At 68.6% G+C, this 18,492-nt stretch carries 17 protein-coding genes; 10 read left to right on the top strand and 7 right to left on the bottom strand.

The features are described from left to right. Positions 1–31 precede the first annotated feature (31 nt). Complete coding sequence (locus V8Z80_RS14660; RefSeq protein ID WP_336062510.1) at positions 32–1,678, bottom strand: electron transfer flavoprotein-ubiquinone oxidoreductase; 1,647 nt, start codon at positions 1,676–1,678, stop codon at positions 32–34. 101 nt (positions 1,679–1,779) lie between these two features. On the opposite strand from V8Z80_RS14660, the gene V8Z80_RS14655 reads away from it, so the two are divergent. The 3 genes from V8Z80_RS14655 (at position 1,780) to V8Z80_RS14645 (ending at position 3,709) form a co-directional block, all read left to right on the top strand. After that, positions 1,780–2,235 (top strand): acyl-CoA thioesterase, encoded by a 456-nt coding sequence (locus V8Z80_RS14655; RefSeq protein WP_155196678.1) that lies wholly within the window; start codon positions 1,780–1,782, stop codon positions 2,233–2,235. A 109-nt stretch (positions 2,236–2,344) separates the two neighbouring features. Further along, positions 2,345–3,043, top strand: a complete 699-nt coding sequence (locus tag V8Z80_RS14650; protein WP_155196679.1) for a CoA transferase subunit A — start codon at positions 2,345–2,347, stop codon at positions 3,041–3,043. A gap of 12 nt (positions 3,044–3,055) precedes the next feature. Further along, positions 3,056–3,709 (top strand): CoA transferase subunit B, encoded by a 654-nt coding sequence (locus tag V8Z80_RS14645; protein ID WP_336062509.1) that lies wholly within the window; start codon positions 3,056–3,058, stop codon positions 3,707–3,709. 48 nt (positions 3,710–3,757) lie between these two features. On the opposite strand, the gene V8Z80_RS14640 is transcribed toward V8Z80_RS14645, so the two are convergent. Continuing rightward, positions 3,758–4,747, bottom strand: coding sequence for a Bug family tripartite tricarboxylate transporter substrate binding protein (locus V8Z80_RS14640; RefSeq protein ID WP_336062508.1), 990 nt, complete (start codon positions 4,745–4,747; stop codon positions 3,758–3,760). Between the two features lie 81 nt (positions 4,748–4,828). Beyond that, positions 4,829–5,920, bottom strand: a complete 1,092-nt coding sequence (locus tag V8Z80_RS14635) for a tartrate dehydrogenase (RefSeq protein WP_336062507.1) — start codon at positions 5,918–5,920, stop codon at positions 4,829–4,831. A gap of 112 nt (positions 5,921–6,032) precedes the next feature. Between V8Z80_RS14635 and V8Z80_RS14630 the strand changes: the two genes are divergently transcribed. The 7 genes from V8Z80_RS14630 (at position 6,033) to ftsB (ending at position 13,381) form a co-directional block, all read left to right on the top strand. Next, on the top strand, positions 6,033–6,947 hold the full coding sequence (locus V8Z80_RS14630) for a LysR substrate-binding domain-containing protein (RefSeq protein WP_155196683.1): 915 nt from the start codon (positions 6,033–6,035) through the stop codon (positions 6,945–6,947). Continuing rightward, on the top strand, positions 6,944–8,731 hold the full coding sequence (locus V8Z80_RS14625) for an aminopeptidase P family protein (protein WP_336062504.1): 1,788 nt from the start codon (positions 6,944–6,946) through the stop codon (positions 8,729–8,731). The genes V8Z80_RS14630 and V8Z80_RS14625 overlap by 4 nt, the downstream gene beginning before the upstream one ends. A gap of 44 nt (positions 8,732–8,775) precedes the next feature. Continuing rightward, positions 8,776–10,434 (top strand): CTP synthase, encoded by a 1,659-nt coding sequence (locus V8Z80_RS14620; protein ID WP_155196685.1) that lies wholly within the window; start codon positions 8,776–8,778, stop codon positions 10,432–10,434. Between the two features lie 59 nt (positions 10,435–10,493). Continuing rightward, the gene (gene kdsA / locus V8Z80_RS14615) at positions 10,494–11,348 is read left to right on the top strand and encodes a 3-deoxy-8-phosphooctulonate synthase (RefSeq protein ID WP_336062512.1); all 855 of its coding nucleotides are present in this window, start codon (positions 10,494–10,496) and stop codon (positions 11,346–11,348) included. Between the two features lie 78 nt (positions 11,349–11,426). After that, positions 11,427–11,711, top strand: a complete 285-nt coding sequence (locus tag V8Z80_RS14610) for a DUF1330 domain-containing protein (RefSeq protein WP_155196687.1) — start codon at positions 11,427–11,429, stop codon at positions 11,709–11,711. Between the two features lie 5 nt (positions 11,712–11,716). Then, entirely contained in the window at positions 11,717–13,003 is a 1,287-nt protein-coding gene (gene eno / locus V8Z80_RS14605) for a phosphopyruvate hydratase (protein ID WP_155196688.1), read from the top strand. A gap of 60 nt (positions 13,004–13,063) precedes the next feature. Beyond that, positions 13,064–13,381 carry a cell division protein FtsB gene (ftsB, locus tag V8Z80_RS14600; RefSeq protein WP_155196689.1) on the top strand — a complete coding sequence of 106 codons (318 nt, stop codon included), beginning with the start codon at positions 13,064–13,066 and terminating at the stop codon, positions 13,379–13,381. 386 nt (positions 13,382–13,767) lie between these two features. Here the strand turns inward: ftsB and V8Z80_RS14595 are convergent, their stop codons facing one another. From V8Z80_RS14595 to V8Z80_RS14580, 4 genes are all read right to left on the bottom strand, one after another. Then, complete coding sequence (locus tag V8Z80_RS14595; RefSeq protein ID WP_336062500.1) at positions 13,768–15,312, bottom strand: UxaA family hydrolase; 1,545 nt, start codon at positions 15,310–15,312, stop codon at positions 13,768–13,770. Positions 15,313–15,384: 72 nt separating this feature from the next. Further along, the gene (locus V8Z80_RS14590) at positions 15,385–16,431 is read right to left on the bottom strand and encodes an Ldh family oxidoreductase (RefSeq protein WP_336062498.1); all 1,047 of its coding nucleotides are present in this window, start codon (positions 16,429–16,431) and stop codon (positions 15,385–15,387) included. Positions 16,432–16,510: 79 nt separating this feature from the next. Beyond that, positions 16,511–18,016, bottom strand: coding sequence for a tripartite tricarboxylate transporter permease (locus V8Z80_RS14585; protein WP_336062496.1), 1,506 nt, complete (start codon positions 18,014–18,016; stop codon positions 16,511–16,513). A gap of 9 nt (positions 18,017–18,025) precedes the next feature. Beyond that, positions 18,026–18,487 carry a tripartite tricarboxylate transporter TctB family protein gene (locus tag V8Z80_RS14580; RefSeq protein WP_336062494.1) on the bottom strand — a complete coding sequence of 154 codons (462 nt, stop codon included), beginning with the start codon at positions 18,485–18,487 and terminating at the stop codon, positions 18,026–18,028. Between the last annotated feature and the right edge of the window lie 5 nt (positions 18,488–18,492).

The following is an 18,492-nucleotide window of genomic DNA, read 5'->3' as shown; positions in this document are numbered from 1 at the left end:
AGGCCGGCCTGGCCCGATCGCCTTCGGGGCCTCACAGGCCGTTGTAGACCGGGCCTTCGCCGCCTTGCGGCGCCACCCATACGATGTTCTGCATGGGGTCCTTGATGTCGCAGGTCTTGCAGTGCACGCAGTTCTGCGCGTTGATCTGCAGCTTGTCCTGGCCGTGGTCGTCCTTGACGAATTCGTAGACGCCGGCCGGACAATAGCGCGCTTCCGGGCCGCCATACCTGGCCAGGTTGACCGCCACCGGCACCGACGGGTCTTTCAGCGTCAGATGCACCGGCTGGTTCTCTTCGTGGTTGGTGCTGGAGATGAACACCGAACTGAGCTTGTCGAAGGTGATCTTGCCGTCGGGCTTGGGATAGTCGATGCGCGCGCATTCGGAGGCCGGCTGCAGGCAGGCGTGGTCGGGCTTGCTGCGGTGGATGGTCCAGGGGATGTTGCCCCGCAGCAGCCATTGCTCGATGCCGGTCATCACCGTGGCGACGGTGCGGCCCTTCTTGAACCATTGCTTGAAATTGCGTGCCTTGTTCAGCTCGGCATGCAACCAGGAGGCCTGGAACGACGCGCCATAGGCGGGCAGCTCGTCGTGGCGGCGGCCGGCCGCCAGCGCGTCGAAGGCCGCCTCGGCGGCCAGCATGCCGGACTTGATCGCCGCATGGCTGCCCTTGATGCGCGAGGCGTTCAGGAAGCCGGCCTCGCAGCCCACCAGCACGCCGCCGGGGAAATCCAGCTTGGGCAGGGCCAGCAGGCCGCCGGCCGTGATGGCGCGTGCGCCATAGGCCAGGCGCTTGCCGCCCTCGAAGGTCGGGCGGATGGCCGGGTGGGTCTTGTAGCGCTGGAATTCGTCGAAGGGCGAGAGCCAGGGGTTGGCGTAGTCCAGGCCCACCACCATGCCCACCGCCACCAGGTTGTCCTTCAGGTGGTACAGGAAGGAGCCGCCGTAGGTGTCGGCATCCAGCGGCCAGCCGGCGGTATGCACCACCAGGCCGGGCTGGGACTGCGAGGGATCGACTTCCCAGAGCTCTTTCAGGCCGATGCCGTAGCTTTGCGGGTCGCTGCGGGCATCGAGCTTGAAGCGTTCGATCAGCTGGCGTCCCAGCTGGCCGCGCGAGCCTTCGGCGAACACCGTGTAGCGGGCATGCAGCTCCATGCCTTGCTGGTAATGGTCGGTGTGGCTGCCGTCGCGGGCCACGCCCATGTCGCCGGTCGCCACGCCGATGACCGCGCCGTTCTCGCCGTACAGCACTTCGGCCGCGGCAAAGCCGGGGAAGATCTCCACGCCCAGGGCCTCGGCCTGCTCGCCCAGCCAGCGCGTGACGTCGCCCAGGCGCACGATGTAGTTGCCGTGGTTCTGGAAACAGGAGGGCAGCAGCCAGTCGGGCGTGGCGCGCGAGCCGGTGGCGGTCAGGAACAGGAAGCGGTCCTGCGTCACCGGGGTGTCCAGCGGCGCGCCTTTGTCCTTCCAGTCGGGGATCAGCTCGGTCAGGGCCCCCGGGTCCATGACCGCGCCCGACAGGATGTGGGCGCCGATCTCGCCGCCCTTCTCGAGCACGCATACGCTGACTTCCTGTCCGCGCTCGGCGGCCAGCTGTTTGAGGCGGATGGCCGTGGCCAGGCCGGCCGGCCCGCCACCGACCACCACCACGTCGTATTCCATGGATTCGCGCTGCGACATCGCGGCAATCTCCCCGAAGGCTAGAATTATGTTGCTGTGATTGTATTGCAGCGCCAAGCCCGCATGCGGCTGGCCTGGGCGCGCCTTCCGGAGAACCGATCTTGACCGCCGAAACCCTGTCCCCGCACAGCCTGGCCGTAGGCCACGTCCACGAGGTCGACCTGCCCGTGCGCTGGGGCGACCTGGACGCCATCAACCACCTGAACAACACGGTCTATTTTCGCCTGATGGAAGAGGCGCGCATGCGGATCCTGTTCGGGGCAGGCATGAAGCTGCCCGACGAGACCGGGGCCATCCTGGCGCATGCCTCCTGCGATTTCGTGCGCGCGGTCAATTACCCGGCCACCGTGCGGGTGCGCCACAGCGTCGCCGCCCTGGGCCGTTCGAGCTTGACGCTGGACCTGACGCTGTGCGATGCGGCCGACCCGTCGGTGCTGTATGCGCGCGGACGCAACGTGCTGGTCTGGATGGACTACCGCAGCAACCAATCCTGCCCCTGGCCCGCCCAGGTGCTGGCGGACCTTGCGCGCGTCATGCATCCGGCCCCGGCGCTCTGATTACAATCCTGCATGGCTGCGGCCGGCGCGCGTTGCGCGGCGGCTCAAACTCGTTGGCATGCGGGCATCCGGCCCGCCGGCAAGACCCTTAATCGAAGGAGCTGGAGAGATGGACAAAGTCTACGCGAGCGCCCAGCAGGCGCTGGCAGGCCTGGTCAAGGATGGCCAGATGATCGGCGTGGGCGGTTTCGGCCTGTGCGGCATTCCCGAGGCGCTGATTGCCGCCCTGCGCGATTCCGGCGTCAAGGACCTGACCTGCGTGAGCAACAACGCGGGGGTGGACGGCTTTGGCCTGGGCCAGCTCCTGGCTACCCGCCAGGTGCGCAAGATGATCGCCTCCTACGTGGGCGAGAACAAGGAATTCGAGCGCCAGTACCTGGCCGGCGAACTGGAGCTGGAGTTCACACCGCAAGGCACGCTGGCCGAGAAGCTGCGCGCCGGCGGCGCGGGTATCCCGGCCTTTTTCACCCGCACCGGCGTGGGCACCATGGTGGCCGAGGGCAAGGAAGTGCGCGAATTCGACGGGCAGCAATACGTGATGGAGCGCGCCCTGGTGCCCGACGTCTCGCTGGTCAAGGCCCACATCGCCGACCGCAGCGGCAACCTGGTGTTTCGCAAGACCGCGCGCAACTTCAATCCCAACGTGGCCATGGCCGGCAAGGTCACCGTGGTCGAGGTCGAGAAGCTGGTCGAGGTCGGCGAGATCGACCCGGACCAGGTGCACTTGCCCGGCATCTTCGTGCATCGCATCGTGGTCAACGCCAATCCCGAGAAGCGCATCGAACAACGCACCGTCCGCACGGCTTAAGGAGAATCGAACATGGCATGGACCCGTGACGAAATGGCGGCGCGCGCCGCCAAGGAACTGCAAGACGGTTTCTACGTGAACCTGGGCATCGGCATGCCCACCCTGGTTGCCAACCACGTGCCGCCCGGCGTCGAGGTGTGGCTGCAGTCGGAAAACGGCTTGCTGGGCATCGGCCCTTTTCCCACGGAAGACCAGGTCGACCCGGACCTGATCAACGCCGGCAAGCAGACCGTCACCACGCTGCCCGGCTCCTCGATCTTTTCCTCGGCCGATTCCTTCGCGATGATTCGCGGCGGCAAGATCAACCTGGCCATCCTGGGCGCCATGCAGGTGTCCGAGAAGGGCGACCTGGCCAACTGGATGATCCCGGGCAAGATGGTCAAGGGCATGGGCGGCGCCATGGACCTGGTGGCCGGCGTGGGCCGCGTGGTGGTGCTGATGGACCACGTGGCGCGCAAGAAGGACGGCACCGAGGACATCAAGCTGCTGCCCGAATGCACCTTGCCGCTGACCGGCCTGGGCGTGGTCGACCTGATCATCACCGACCTGGGCGTCATGGAGGTGACCGACGACGGGCTCAAGCTGATCGAGCTGGCGCCGGGCGTGACCGCCGACGAGGTCAAGGCCAAGACGCTGGCCAGGCTGGACGTCTCGGCGGTGCAGTAAGGCTGGCGGGCCGGGCGGCGCGCCGCCCGGCGGCATGCGCGATACGGGCTATTGCGCCTTGAGCCCGGCGCGCTGCACCACCAGCGCGAACTGCGCGGTTTCATCCTGGATCTGCCGGGCCATTTCCTGGCGCGAGTTGCCCACCGGCTGCGCGCCTATCCGGGCCATGGCCTGGCCGAATTCCGCCGAGCGGATGATGCGGGTCATGCTTTGCGAGAGCTTCTCCAGCACGGGCTCGGGCGTGCCGGCCGGCGCCAGCACGCCGAACCATGTACCGATGTTGAAACCTTCCAGCCCCGATTCGGCCAGCGTCGGCACCTCGGGCAGTGCCTGCGAACGCTCGGCCGTGGTCACGGCCAGGGCGCGCAGCTTGCCGCTGCGGATGTGCGGCAGCACCGGCGTGATGGTGTCGAAGGACATCATGATCTGCCCGCCCAGCAAGTCGGTGGTCAGCGGGCCGCTGCCCTTGTAGGGCACGTGGGTCAGGCGCGCACCGGTCTTGGCCTCGAATTGCGCGCCGATCATGTGCTGGGCCGTGCCATAGCCGTTGGAGCCGAAATTGGCCTGTTCGGGTTTGTCCTTGAGCGCCTGCACCAGTTCCTGCACGGTGCCGGCCCGGGTGTGCTGCGGGTTGACCACCAGCACGTTGGGAACCATGGCGATCACGGTGACTGGCGCCAGGTCCTTCTGGAAATCGTAGGGCAGGGACTGGTAGACGCTCGGCGCGATGGTGTGGTGCACCGCGCCCACCAGCAGGGTATGGCCATCGGGCCTGGCGCGGGCAACCTGGTCGGCGCCGATGGTGGCGCCGGCGCCCGGCTTGTTTTCCACCACTACCGCCTGGCCCAGCTCGGCGGCCAGTTTTTCTCCCAGGGCCCGGGCCAGCACGTCGGTGGTGCCTCCGGGTGGAAAGGGAACGACCAGGCTGATCGGGCGCGAGGGCCAGTCCTGGGCCACAGCCGCATTGCCGCCAAGGGCGAGCAAGGCGGCCGCCACGAGGGAAAGCAGGCGGGGCCTGCGCGAGGAAAGCGTGGGCATGTGGAGGTCTCCTTTGGTGTGGCGCGCCAAGGGGCGCTTCTTATCGTGGGACGCCGCCGCGCGGCGGGACTGCAAGAGCGGCTAGGCCAGCGCCGCGGATCGAGGCGCCTGGGCGAGCATGGCGCAGACCGCCTCGGTGACCGCCTCGGTGGTGGCCGTGCCGCCCAGGTCCCGGGTGTGCAGGGCCGGATCGGCGCTCACCCGTTCGATTGCCTGCATGAGCCGGTCGGCGGCGGCCGGCTCGCCCAGGTGTTGCAGCAGCATCACTGCCGACCAGAAGGTGCCGATGGGGTTGGCCCAGCCCTTGCCCATGATGTCGAAGGCCGAGCCGTGGATCGGTTCGAACATCGAGGGGTAGCGGCGCAGGGGGTCGATGTTGCCGGTCGGGGCAATGCCCAGGCTGCCCGCCAGCGCCGCCGCCAGGTCGCTGAGGATGTCGGCGTGCAGGTTGGTGGCCACGATGGTGTCCAGCGAGGCGGGCCGGTTCACCATGCGGGCGGTGGCGGCGTCGACCAGCTCCTTGTCCCATGTGACGTGCGGGAACTCGGCGGCGACCTGCGCGGCGATCTCGTCCCACATCACCATGGCGTGCCGCTGGGCATTGCTCTTGGTGATGACGGTCAGGAGCCGGCGCGGGCGCGAAGCGGCCAGTTCGAAGGCAAAGCGCAGGATGCGCTCGACGCCGGCGCGCGTCATCATGCTGACGTCGGTGGCCGCCTCCAGCGGATGGCCTTGGTGCACCCGGCCGCCCACGCCGGCATATTCGCCTTCGGAGTTCTCGCGCACGATGACCCAGTCCAGGTCGTCCGGCGCGCAGCGCTTCAAAGGCGCGTCGATGCCCGGCAGGATGCGCGTGGGCCGCACGTTGGCGTATTGGTCCAGGCCCTGGCAGATCTTCAGGCGCAGGCCCCATAGCGTGATATGGTCGGGAATCTCGGGATCGCCGGCCGAACCGAAAAGAATCGCGTCCTTGCCGCGCAGCCGATCCAGCCCATCCTCGGGCATCATCGCGCCGTGCTGGCGGTAATAGTCGCCGCCCCAGTCGAAATCCTCGAACTCGAAGCGCAGGCCCCCTTCGCTTTGCGCCAGTTGTTCCAGCACCCGCCGGCCGGCGGGGATGACTTCCTTGCCGATGCCGTCCCCGGGTATGGTGGCGATGGCGTAGGTTTTCATGCGGTGCTCCTGTCGTTGAATGCTGTCTGCGACTATAGGAGCCGCCTGCCGCGCGTGCGCGCGGCGGCAGGCAAAGCATCGTTGACTTCAAGTTAAAGGTGGAGGGCTTGCGATGGCCAGCACGATACAGCCGGCTGACCTAGGATTCTTTTCCGTGCTGGCCGGCGCCGGCAGCCTGAGCGCGGCCGCCCGGGAACTGGGCATCAGCACGCCGGCGGTCAGCCGGCACCTGGCCCAGATGGAGGCGCGCGCGGGCGTGGCGCTGGTCAACCGGAGCACGCGCCGCATGAGCCTGACCCCGGACGGGCAGGTCTACCTGGAGCATGCCCGGCGCATCCTGGACGCGATGCAGGCCATGCAAGAGGCGCTGGACGCTTCGAAAGTCATCCCCAAGGGGCTGCTGCGCGTCAACGCCACGCTGGGATTCGGACGCAGCCATGTCGCGCCGCTGATATCCCGTTTCGTGGCCAAGCACCCGCAACTGGACGTGCAGTTGCAGCTTTCGGTGAACCCGCCGCCGCTGACCGACGATGCTTTCGATGTCTGCATCCGCTTCGGCGCGCCGCCCGAGGCGCGCGTGATAGCACGGCGTATCGCGGCCAACCGGCGCCTGCTGTGCGCCGCGCCCGGATACCTGGCTCGGCACGGCACGCCGCGCACGCCGGCCGACCTGAAGCACCATAATTGCATCGGCATCCGCCAGGGCGAGCAGGCCTACGGCGCCTGGCGGCTGACCGCCGGGCGCGGGCGCCAGGCACGCACCGTTACCGTCAAGACCTACGGCAACCTGGCCACCAACGACGGGGAAATCGCGGTGCGCTGGGCCCTGGACGGCCACGGCATACTGATGCGGGCCGAATGGGACATCGCGCGCTACCTGGCCAATGGGCAACTGGTGCAGGTGCTGCCGCAGTACGCGACGCCCGATGCCGATATCTACGTGGTGTACGATCCGCGCCACCAGTCGGCGGCGCGGGTGAGGGCGTTCGTCGAATTCGCCGCCCGGGCATTATCATCTCCGCCATGAACGCCATCGCCGACCGCATTGCCCGCCTGCGCGACGTCCTGCGCGCAGAAGGCCTGTACGCCTGCATCATCCCCACCGCGGACCCGCACCTGTCCGAATACCTGCCCGCGCACTGGCAGGGCCGCCAGTGGCTCTCGGGCTTTACCGGCTCGGCCGGCACGCTGGTGGTCGCCCTGGAGCAGGCCGCGCTCTGGGTGGACAGCCGCTATTGGGAGCAGGCCCAGGCGCAGCTGGCCGGCACGCCGATCGCGATGATGAAGCTGCAGGGGGCGGGCGGCGGGCATGCCGAATGGCTGGCGCAGGCCGCGCCCAAGGGCGCGCGCGTGGCCGTCGACGGCTGGTCGGTGTCCGTCTCGGGCTTGCGACGCCTGCGCGAGACGCTGCAGGCGGCCGGGGTGGCCGTCGAAACCGGGCAGGACCTGCTGGCGCGCATCTGGGACGACCGGCCGGCGCTGCCCGATGCCCCGGTCTATGAACATGCGCTGGAATATGCCTGCCAGCCGCGCGCCGACAAGCTCGCGCAGGTGCGCCAGGCCATGGCCGAGCTGGGCGCGCGCTGGCACCTGCTGTCGTCGCTGGACGATATCGCCTGGCTGTTCAACCTGCGCGGGGCGGACGTCGATTACAACCCCGTGTTCCTGGCCCATGCCTTGATCGGTCCGGACCAGGCGCGCCTGTTCGTGGCGCCGGACAAGATCGATCCCGCCTTGCAGGCCGAGCTGGCCCGCGACGCGGTGACCGTGCAGGGTTACGGCGAGATCGGCGGCGCGCTGGCCTGCCTGCCCGAGACCGACGTGCTGCTGATCGATCCCGCCCGCGTGAGCGCCGGGCTGCTGGAGGCGGCAGCCTTCGTGCAAAAGACCGAAAGCCTGAATCCCTCGCAGTGGCTCAAGGCGCGCAAGTCCGAGGCCCAGGCCGCGCACGTGCGCCGGGCCATGGCCGAGGACGGCGCGGCGCTGTGCGAATTCTTCGCCTGGTTCGAGCAGGCGCTGGCGCAGGGCCAGCCGCTGACCGAGCTGGACATCGACGCGCAGCTGATCGCCTGCCGGTCGCGGCGCGCGCGCTACGTCTCGCCCAGCTTTCCCACCATCGCCGCCTTCAATGCCAACGGCGCGATGCCGCATTACCGCGCCGTGCCCGAGTCGCATGCCCGCATCGAAGGCGACGGGCTGCTGCTGATCGACTCGGGCGGCCAATACCTGGACGGCACCACCGACATCACCCGGGTCGTGCCGGTGGGCACGGTGCTGCCCGAGCAAAAACGCGACTACACCCGGGTGCTCCAGGGCATGATCGCCCTGTCGCGCGCGGTTTTCCCGGCGGGCCTGCACGCCGGCGCGCTCGATGCGCTGGCGCGCGCGCCCATCTGGCAGGGTGGGGCCGATTTCGGCCACGGCACCGGCCACGGGGTGGGCTACTTCCTGAACGTGCACGAGGGCCCGCAAGGCATCTCGCACCGCGCCCCGCAAGGCCCGCACAGCGGCATGCAGGCCGGCATGATCACCTCCAACGAACCGGGGCTGTACCGGCCGGGCCGCTGGGGCATCCGCATCGAGAACCTGGTGCTGGCGGTGCCGGCCGAGACCACCGAATTCGGCGATTTCCTGCGTTTCGAGACCTTGACGCTGTGTCCGATCGACACGCGCTGCGTGGATCGCGGCCTGATGCGCCCGGATGAAATCGCCTGGCTCGACGCCTACCATCGCCAGGTGCGCGAGCGGCTGGCGCCGCTGGTGTCGGGGCCCGCCCTGGCGTGGCTGCACCGGCGCACCGAGCCGCTATAATCCAAATTTCCCGCACGCGCCCGCTTGCACGGGCGTCTCAGACGATGACCAAGTATGTATTTGTCACGGGTGGGGTGGTGTCTTCCCTGGGTAAGGGAATCTCCGCTGCATCGCTCGCCGCCATCCTCGAATCGCGCGGCCTTCAGGTCACCCTCCTGAAGCTCGATCCCTATATCAACGTCGATCCCGGCACCATGAGCCCGTTCCAGCACGGCGAGGTGTTCGTGACCGAGGACGGCGCCGAAACCGACCTGGACCTGGGCCACTACGAGCGCTTCATCTCGGCGCGCATGCGCAAGGTCAACAACTTCACCACCGGCCAGATCTACGAGTCCGTGCTGCGCAAGGAGCGCCGCGGCGACTACCTGGGCAAGACGGTGCAGGTCATCCCGCACATCACCAACGAGATCCAGGATTTCATCGCGCGCGGCGCCGATGCGGCCTGGAACGGCGCCACCGACGTGGCCATCGTCGAGATCGGCGGCACCGTGGGCGACATCGAGTCGCTGCCCTTCCTGGAGGCGGCGCGCCAGATGAGCCTGCGCCTGGGCCGCAACAACGCGGCCTTCGTGCACCTGACCCTGGTGCCCTTCATCGCCTCGGCGGGCGAGCTCAAGACCAAGCCCACCCAGCACTCGGTGCAGAAGCTGCGCGAAATCGGCATCACGCCCAACGCCCTGCTGTGCCGCGCCGACCGCCCCATCCCGGATGACGAGCGCGCCAAGATCTCGCTGTTCTCCAACGTGCCGCAGGACGCCGTCATCTCGGTGTGGGACGTCGATTCCATCTACAAGATCCCGGCCATGCTGCACAAGCAGGGCCTGGACACGCTGGTCTGCGAGGCGCTGGGCATCTCGCCCCCGCCGGCCGACCTGTCCATGTGGGACGGCCTGATCGAGGCGCTCGAACATCCCCAGCACCAGGTGCGCATCGGCATGGTCGGCAAGTACGTCGACCTGACCGAGTCCTACAAGTCGCTGACCGAGGCGCTGGTGCATGCCGGCATCCACACCCGCAGCCGCGTGGTGGTCGAGTACATCGACTCCGAGGAGATCGAGCAGCACGGCACGGCCCAGCTCGAGCACCTGGATGCCATCCTCGTGCCCGGCGGCTTCGGCAAGCGCGGCACCGAGGGCAAGATCGCCGCCATCCGCTACGCCCGCGAGAACAAGGTGCCCTACCTGGGCATCTGCCTGGGCATGCAGCTGGCCGTGATCGAGTTCGCCCGCCACGTCTCGGGCCTGGGCGGGGCCAACAGCACCGAATTCGACCCTTCCGCGCCGCATCCGGTGGTGGCCCTGATCACCGAGTGGATGGACCGCGAAGGCAAGGTCGAGCAGCGCAACGAGAATTCCGACCTGGGCGGCACCATGCGCAAGGGCTCGCAGCGTTGCCCGGTCAAGCCCGGGACGCTGGCCCAGCGCATCTACGGCGACGAGGTCAACGAGCGCCACCGCCACCGCTACGAGGTCAACAACGTCTACGTGCCGCGGCTGGAAGAGGCCGGCCTGGTCATCAGCGCCCGCACCCCGACCGAGAACCTGCCCGAGATGATGGAGCTGCCCGGGCACCCCTGGTTCGTGGGCGTGCAGTTCCACCCCGAGTTCACCTCCACGCCGCGCGACGGCCATCCGCTGTTCTCCAGCTATATCCAGGCGGCGCTGGCCCACCAGGCCGGCCGCCAGCAGACCCAGGCGCAGTGACCATGACCCAGGCATCCGTCTCGACCGCCGGCCAGCCGCCGGCCCCGGCCAGCGACACCATCGATCTGTGCGGTTTCGAGGCGGGCCTGTCGCACCGCTTCTTCCTGATCGCCGGCCCGTGCGTGATCGAATCGCGCCAGCTGGCCTTCGATACGGCCGGCGCGCTCAAGGAAATCACCGGCAAGCTGGGCATCCCCTTCATCTATAAAAGCTCCTTCGACAAGGCCAATCGCAGCTCGGGCGCCTCCTTCCGGGGACCGGGCATGGACGAGGGCCTGGCCATCCTTGCCGAGGTGCGGGCGCAGCTGGGCGTGCCGGTGCTGACCGACGTGCACGAGATCGACCAGGTGGCCCCGGTGGCCCAGGTGGTGGACGTGCTGCAGACCCCGGCCTTCCTGTGCCGCCAGACCGATTTCATCCGCGCCTGCGCGGCCTCGGGCAAGCCGGTCAACATCAAGAAGGGCCAGTTCCTTGCGCCGCACGACATGAAGCAGGTGGCCGCCAAGGCCCGCGCCGCGGCCATCGAGGCCGGCGGCGACGGGCGCAACATCATGGTGTGCGAGCGCGGGGCTTCCTTCGGCTACAACAACCTGGTCTCGGACATGCGTTCGCTGGCCATCATGCGCGAGACCGGCTGTCCGGTGGTGTTCGACGCCACCCATTCGGTGCAGCTGCCGGGCGGGCAGGGCAGCTCCTCGGGCGGGCAGCGCGAGTTCGTGCCGGTGCTGGCGCGCGCGGCGGTGGCCGTGGGGGTGGCCGGCCTGTTCATGGAAACCCATCCGGACCCGGCCAAGGCCTTGTCCGACGGCCCCAACGCGGTGCCGCTGGCGCACATGGCCGGCCTGCTCGAATCGCTGGTGGCGCTCGATGCCATGGTCAAGCGCGGCGAGCTGCTCGAAAACCGGTACGCTTGACAGCGGACCCGATCAACCGCGCCGCACGCCCGCCGTCGGCGCACAGATAGACCGCCCGCCAGGGCAAGGAGACCGGAAATGACCGCCTACCTTATCGCAGACGTGCAAGTGACCCATCCGCAGCGCTACGAGGACTACAAGCGCCTCTCGACGCTGGCGATGCGCGCGCACGATGCCAAGGTGCTGGTGCGCGGGGGCGAGACCCGCCGGCTCGAGGGCCGCGAACCCGGCCGCACGGTGATGATCGAATTCCCCAGCATGGCGGCCGCGCAGGCGTTCTACGATTCCTGGCAGTACCGCCGCGCCCGCAATGCCCGCGAGGGCGCCGCCATCATGAATATGTTCATCGTTCAAGGAACCTGATAACCATGAGTGCAATCGTCGATATCATCGGCCGCGAGATCCTGGATTCGCGCGGCAATCCCACCGTCGAGTGCGACGTGCTGCTCGAATCCGGCGCCATGGGCCGCGCCGCCGTGCCCTCGGGCGCCTCCACCGGCGCGCGCGAGGCCATCGAGCTGCGCGACGGCGACAAGGGCCGCTACCTGGGCAAGGGCGTGCTGCGCGCCGTCGAGAACCTGAATACCGAGGTCTCCGAGGCCTTGATGGGCCTGGATGCGCAGGAGCAGACTTTCGTCGATCGCACGCTGATCGAGCTGGACGGCACCGAGAACAAGGAGCGCCTGGGCGCCAATGCGCTGCTGGCCGCCAGCATGGCCGTGGCCCGCGCCGCGGCCGACGAATCGGGCCTGTCGCTGTACCGCTACTTCGGCGGCAGCGGCCCCATGAGCATGCCCGTGCCCATGATGAACGTCATCAACGGCGGCGCGCATGCCAACAACACGCTGGACATGCAGGAGTTCATGATCCTGCCGGTGGGCGCCAGCAGCTTCCGCGAATCGCTGCGCATGGGCGCCGAGGTCTTTCACGCGCTCAAGAAGCTGATCCACGACCAGGGCATGTCCACCGCGGTGGGCGACGAGGGCGGCTTCGCGCCCAACGTGGCCAACCACGAGGCCGCCATCCAGCTGATCCTGCGCGCCATCGAGGCGGCCGGCTACGAAGCCGGCTCGCAGATCGCCCTGGGCCTGGACTGCGCCAGCTCGGAGTTCTTCCGCGACGGCAAGTACCACCTGGCCGGCGAAGGCGGCGTGGCGCTGTCGGCGCAGGAATTCACCAACCTGCTGGCCACCTGGTGCGACAAGTACCCGATCATCTCGATCGAGGACGGCATGGCCGAGAACGACTGGGAAGGCTGGAAGCTGCTGACCGAGCAGCTGGGCAAGAAGGTGCAGCTGGTGGGCGATGACCTGTTCGTCACCAACACCAAGATCCTCAAGCAGGGCATCGCCCAGGGCGTGGCCAACTCCATCCTCATCAAGATCAACCAGATCGGCACGCTGACCGAAACCTTCGCGGCCATCGAGCTGGCCAAGCGCTCGGGCTATACCGCGGTGGTGTCGCACCGTTCGGGCGAGACCGAGGATTCGACCATCGCCGACATCGCGGTGGCCACCAACGCCATGCAGATCAAGACCGGCTCGCTGTCGCGCTCGGACCGCATGGCCAAGTACAACCAGCTGCTGCGCATCGAGGAAGAACTGGCCGAGGTGGCTTCCTTCCCCGGCCGCGAAGCGTTCTACAACCTGCGTTAATCCGCAGCCCCGGGGCGGCGTCCTCTTGCCGCCGCCCCGGGGCCCTGCACGGGCCGTTCGATGCGTCTACTGCTGCTGGTGCTCGTCGCGTTGGTGTGCCTCATCCAGTATCCGCTCTGGTGGGGCAAGGGCGGCTGGTTCACCGTCTGGGACCTGCAGCGGCAGGTAGCCGAGCAGCGCGAGATCAACGAAGGCCTGCGCACGCGCAACGCGGCCTTGGACGCCGAAGTGCGGGATCTGAGCGAAGGCACCGAGGCGGTGGAAGAGCGCGCGCGCGGCGAGCTGGGGATGATGCGGGAGGGCGAGGTGTTCGTGCAGATCCTGCCGCCCAACGTGCAGCCGCCGCAGATTACGCCGTCGGGGAAGGGGGGGCGTTGAAGGCGTTGGTGCGGTGAGGTTTTTTGGCGAGGCGGTTTTTTGGGTTAGGCCGCTTGCTTGACGGCCGGCGTGGCCGGTCGGGGCGTCGGGCTCATGCTCGCCCACCACCCCGCCCGGCCCCGCCGGCCTCCTTAGCCGTGTGATCACAACACCGCCGGGCGGCTTGAACGACTCCGGTGCCAGCGCCGGACCAAGCCCAGACTACGCAGTCCGCCGAGGCCGGGCGGGGTGGCGGGCGATTTCTGGCGCCGGGCGCGGCGCAACCGCGCCGCACGGCGACGGCATCGCCCGACGCCCCGACCGGTCTCGGCGGACGTGTTCAAACGGACGTGTTCCAAGCGAAGCCGTAGAGACAAAGCTCGCCCAACCGGCCACGGTCAGCCCCCTTACATCACCGCCCCAATCTGCCACGGCACGAACTCGCTATCCCCGAACCCCTGCGCCTCGGACTTGCTCGGCTCTCCCGAAGCCACCCGCAGGATCAGCTCGAAGATTTCCTGTCCTGCCTGCGCGATGGTGGTCTGTCCTTCGATGATCCCGCCGCAGTTGACGTCCATGTCTTCCTTCAGGCGCTCGTACATGGCCGAGTTCGAGGCGATCTTGATGCAGGGCACCGGCTTGAATCCCGAGACCGAGCCGCGCCCGGTGGTAAAGCACAGCACGTTGGCGCCGCTGGCGATCTGCCCGGTGGCCGAGGCCGGGTCGAAGCCGGGGCTGTCCATGAAGACGAAGCCGCGCTCGGTGACCGGCTCGGCATAGCGGTAGACCGCGGTCAGGTTGGTGGTGCCGCCCTTGGCCACGGCGCCCAGCGACTTCTCCAGGATGGTGGTCAGCCCTCCGGCCTTGTTGCCCGGCGAGGGATTGTTGTCCATCTGCCCGCCGTTGCGCTGCGTATAGTCCTCCCACCAGCGGATGTGGCCGATCAGCTTCTCGGCCACTTCCTCGCTGACGGCGCGCCGGGTCAGCAGGTGCTCGGCGCCGTAGATTTCCGGGGTTTCGGACAGGATGGCCGTGCCGCCCTGGCGCACCAGCAGGTCGGCGGCATGGCCCAGCGCCGGGTTGGCGGTGATGCCCGAATAGCCGTCCGAGCCGCCGCATTGCAGGGCCAGGATGAGCTCGCTGGCGCAGATCGGCTCGCGGGTCCAGCCCTGGGCCGCCTGCAGCATCTGCTCGACGTAGGCGCAGGCTTTTTCCACGGTGCTGCGCGTGCCGCCGGTCTCCTGGATGTTGAGCAGGCGAAAGTCGCGGTGCTCCTCGAGCTGATAGGCCTGGGTCAGGAAGCGGATCTGGTTGACTTCGCAGCCCAGTCCCAGGATGAGGATGCCGGCGAAGTTCGGATGGCGGGCATAGCCCCACAGCGTTCTTTGCAGCACGGCGAATCCCTCGCCGGAATCGGCCATGCCGCAGCCCGTGCCGTGGGTCAGCGCCACGACCCCGTCCACGCCCGGATAGCGCGCCAGCATGCCGCTGCGCTCGATCGCGGCGGCGACGTGGCGGGCCACGGTGGCCGAGCAGTTCACGGTGGTCAGGATGCCGATGTAGTTGCGCGTGCCGGCCTTGCCGTTGGCGCGGCGATAGCCCATGAACCGGGCGCGCGCCGAAGGCGGCACCAGCGCCGTCTCGCGCAAGTCCTGGCCCACGTCGTAATCGCGCGCGAAGTCCTTCATCGCCACGTTGTGGGTGTGCACGTGCTGGCCGGGCAGGATGTCCGCCGAGGCAAAGCCGATCACCTGGCCGTACTTGCGCACGGCCTGGTCGCGCCCGATGGCCTGGATGGCGATCTTGTGCCCGAGCGGCACCGCGGTTTCGGTGCGGATGCCGTCATGCCCGGTGTCCGCGCCCTTGCCCAGGGGGCGACAGGCCACCGCCACGTTGTCCTGGGGATGAAGCTTGACGGTCCTGGCCGCGCTGATGTTGATCATGATGGTCATGCCTCATGTAATGGCTTTTTTATGCGAAAACCGAAAAGGCCCCCACGCTGCGCCGTCGGCTTGCCCGGCGGTTCAGAAGGGATAGGGCAGCCCGGCCTCCTGGGCGGCGGCGCGCAGTTCGGCGATGACATCCTCGGGCAGGACCACCCCTTCGCGCTCGGCGCGCCGCCAATTGCGCATGCCTTGGGCGCCCGGCAGCCGGGGCGGCCGGGCCGGGTCCAGCGGGGGATTGTCGGCCACGCCCTGGGCGAATACGGCCAGCTCGGCCTTCAGGGCGGCCACTCCGCCCAGGAAATCGGGGTCGATGACCTGCACGTGGACGGAGGCGCCCCAGCCTTGCGGCCGGTCCTTGCGGCCGTGGCCGCCCAGCCCCGAGGTCATGGCCTCGACCATCAGGCCCAGCGCATAGCCCTTGTGCCCATAGGCCATGCCGCCCAGCGGCAGGATGGTGCCGGGCGGGTCGGCCGACAGGGCGGCGGGATCGTCGCTCAGGCTGCCGTCGGCGGCCAGGATGACGGGATGGTCCAGCCGCTGGCCCAGGGCGCGGCGTTTCTGCACCATGCCGTTGGTGATGCTGGACATGCTGACGTCGATCAGCACCGGATCGGGCTCGCCGGGGATGCCGACCGCCAGGGGATTGGGCGTGTACAGCGCGCGCGTGCCGCCATAGGGGGCCACCGAGGCCACGGCCGGGTCCGAGCACATGATCAGGCAGACCAGGTTCTGGTCCGTGGCCTGCTTGAGATAGGCGCCCAGGCAGGCGATGTGGTGGCTTCGGCTGACGTTGGCCACGGCCACGCCATGCGTGCGCGCCGCTTCGGTGGCCCAGCCCAGCACCGCGTCCATGACGCAGGGCCCGAGCAGGTAGCCGGCGTCGTACAGCCGGATCGACGCGGCCGACTTGAGCGTGCGCAGGCGCGCGGGATCGGCGCTGGCATGGCCGCTGCGCAGGTCGCGCAGATAGCCGCGCGCCAGCTTGACGCCGTGGGTGTGCTGGCCGAGCCGGTCGCCCTGGACCAGCACGCGGGTCGTCACGGCGGCCACCTCGGGCGCGGCCTGGGCGCTTTGGAACAGCCTGTCGATGAAGTCGCTCAGCGGGGAGAGTTCGATGCGGGTCACGTATGGGTTCCTGAGTGGGGCAGAACAGTCATGAAAAAGCGGCGGCCGCGAGCCCCGCGTGAAGGCCGAACGGGCGGCCTCAGCCCGGCGGCCGGGCCTGGCCGGCGTGCCGGCGCGCCAGCCGGCGCAGCAGCGGCCACAGGACGATCAGCAGCACCAGCGAGGCCAGCACGGCGCTCAAGGGCCGCGAGACGAACTCCAGGAAGTTGCCGCTGGTCTTGAGCATCGAGGCCATGAAGTTGTTTTCCAGCATATTGCCCAGCACCAGGCCGAGGATCGCGGGCGCCAGCGGGATTTGCGCCGAGATCATCAGGTAGCCGGCCACGCCGGCCAGCAGCATGATCCACAGGTCGGTCACGGAATTGTTGATCGCGAAGGCGCCGACGATGCTAAAGCACAGGATGACCGGCATCAGCACGCGCGCCGGGATGCGCGCCAGCATGTGCGCCAGCCGGATCGCCATATAGCCCACCGGCAGCAGGATCAGGTTCGCAACGAAGAACGCCGTGAACAGCGCATACACCATGGCGCCGTCGCCGCTGAAGATGGTCGGGCCGGGATTGATGCCCTTGACGTAGAGCACGCCGATGACGATGGCCGTAATGGAATCGCCGGGTATGCCGAATACCAGCGCCGGCACGTAGGCGCCGATCACCGCGGTGTTGTTGGCCGAACCGGCATCGACGATGCCCTCGATATGTCCCTTGCCGAAGCGCTCGGGCGTGCGCGAGCGCTTCTTGCCCAGCGCGTAGGCGATCCAGGCCGCGAGATCGGCGCCGGCTCCTGGCAGCACGCCGGAGATCACGCCCACCGAACAGCCGCGCGTGACGTTGCGCCAATAGGCGCGCAGCGTGCGTCCCAGGCCTTCGAAGACCGCACCGGCATCCTTGACGATGGCCAGCGTGCTCTTGCCTTCCAGGTTGCGGTACAGGTACATCACTTCGCTGATGGCGAAAAAGCCGATCATCACCGGGATGAAATTGATGCCGCCGAACAGGTCCGGGATGTCGAAGGTAAAGCGCGGCGCGCCGGTGGTCACGTCCAGGCCCACCGTGGCCAGGAACAGCCCCAGCATCAGCGAGAGCAGCGACTTGAGCACGGTGCCCGAGGCGATGAAGGCCGCGCAGCTCAGGCCCAGGACGGCCAGCCAGAAGTATTCGAAGGAGCTGAAGTTCAGCGCGAACTCGGCCAGCGTGGGCGCCACCAGCATGAGCATTACCGAGCCGGCCAGTCCGCCGATCATCGAGCAGACCAGGATCACGCCCAGCGTCTGGCGCGCCCGGCCCTGGCGCCCCAGCGCGCTGGCATCGGCCACGTAGGCGGCCGAGGAAGGCGTGCCCGGGATGTTCAGGTACGTGCCCGGTATGTCCCCGGCGAAGATGGCCATGGCCGAGGTCGTGACCACGGCCGTGATGGCCGGAATCGGCTCCATGTGGAAGGTCAGCGGCACCAGCAGGGCCACCGCCAGGGTGGCGGTCAGGCCCGGCACCGCGCCGACGAACACGCCGAACACCGCGGCCACCAGGGCCACCGTCAAGACCTCGGGGTTGATCACCAGCGCCATGCCGGCCAGGACTTCGGACATGGCGCGCTCCTAGAAGCCCAGCAGGCCGGCCGGCAGCGGCACGGCCAGCAGGCGGGTGAAGGCCAGATAGATGACCACCGCGGCGCCCAGCGATACGGGCAGCGCCACCCGCCACCGCACGGCGCCGGCGCGAAACAGCACCAGCATCAGCAGGAACATGGCCGGCGCGCTGCCGATGCGCTCGTTGCCGTAGATGTACAGCACCACCAGCACGCAGGGCAGCGCCAGGCGGGCCAGCCGGCCCAGGTGCGGGCGCAGCGGCGCCGCGCCCGCGCCGCGCAGGGCGCGCAGCGCCGGCAGCGCGTTGCGCGCCGCCAGCAACGCGCCGCAGGCCAGCATGCCGCTGCCCGTGATCACCGGAAACAGCGAGGCGCCGTATTCGAGGTTGCCGACCGTCGGGAAATCCTTGGCGATGGCGATGATGGCCGCGCCCAGTATGGCGAAGGCCAGGCCCAGGGCGAAGTCTCTCATTGCTG

This window comes from Orrella sp. JC864, from assembly GCF_037026685.1.
Classification (GTDB): Bacteria; Pseudomonadota; Gammaproteobacteria; order Burkholderiales; family Burkholderiaceae_B; genus Orrella.
Note: the sequence above shows the minus strand (reverse complement) of the source record. Positions and strands in the feature narration are given on the sequence as shown.

Coding starts and splice junctions, on each gene's coding strand:
- V8Z80_RS14595 (WP_336062500.1), bottom strand. CDS start 15,312: ATGACCATCATGATCAACATCAGCGCGGCCAGGACCGTCAAGCTTCAT.
- V8Z80_RS14640 (WP_336062508.1), bottom strand. CDS start 4,747: ATGCCCACGCTTTCCTCGCGCAGGCCCCGCCTGCTTTCCCTCGTGGCG.
- ftsB (WP_155196689.1), top strand. CDS start 13,064: ATGCGTCTACTGCTGCTGGTGCTCGTCGCGTTGGTGTGCCTCATCCAG.
- V8Z80_RS14620 (WP_155196685.1), top strand. CDS start 8,776: ATGACCAAGTATGTATTTGTCACGGGTGGGGTGGTGTCTTCCCTGGGT.
- V8Z80_RS14625 (WP_336062504.1), top strand. CDS start 6,944: ATGAACGCCATCGCCGACCGCATTGCCCGCCTGCGCGACGTCCTGCGC.
- eno (WP_155196688.1), top strand. CDS start 11,717: ATGAGTGCAATCGTCGATATCATCGGCCGCGAGATCCTGGATTCGCGC.
- V8Z80_RS14650 (WP_155196679.1), top strand. CDS start 2,345: ATGGACAAAGTCTACGCGAGCGCCCAGCAGGCGCTGGCAGGCCTGGTC.
- V8Z80_RS14610 (WP_155196687.1), top strand. CDS start 11,427: ATGACCGCCTACCTTATCGCAGACGTGCAAGTGACCCATCCGCAGCGC.
- V8Z80_RS14580 (WP_336062494.1), bottom strand. CDS start 18,487: ATGAGAGACTTCGCCCTGGGCCTGGCCTTCGCCATACTGGGCGCGGCC.
- V8Z80_RS14660 (WP_336062510.1), bottom strand. CDS start 1,678: ATGTCGCAGCGCGAATCCATGGAATACGACGTGGTGGTGGTCGGTGGC.
- V8Z80_RS14630 (WP_155196683.1), top strand. CDS start 6,033: ATGGCCAGCACGATACAGCCGGCTGACCTAGGATTCTTTTCCGTGCTG.
- V8Z80_RS14645 (WP_336062509.1), top strand. CDS start 3,056: ATGGCATGGACCCGTGACGAAATGGCGGCGCGCGCCGCCAAGGAACTG.
- V8Z80_RS14585 (WP_336062496.1), bottom strand. CDS start 18,016: ATGTCCGAAGTCCTGGCCGGCATGGCGCTGGTGATCAACCCCGAGGTC.
- V8Z80_RS14635 (WP_336062507.1), bottom strand. CDS start 5,920: ATGAAAACCTACGCCATCGCCACCATACCCGGGGACGGCATCGGCAAG.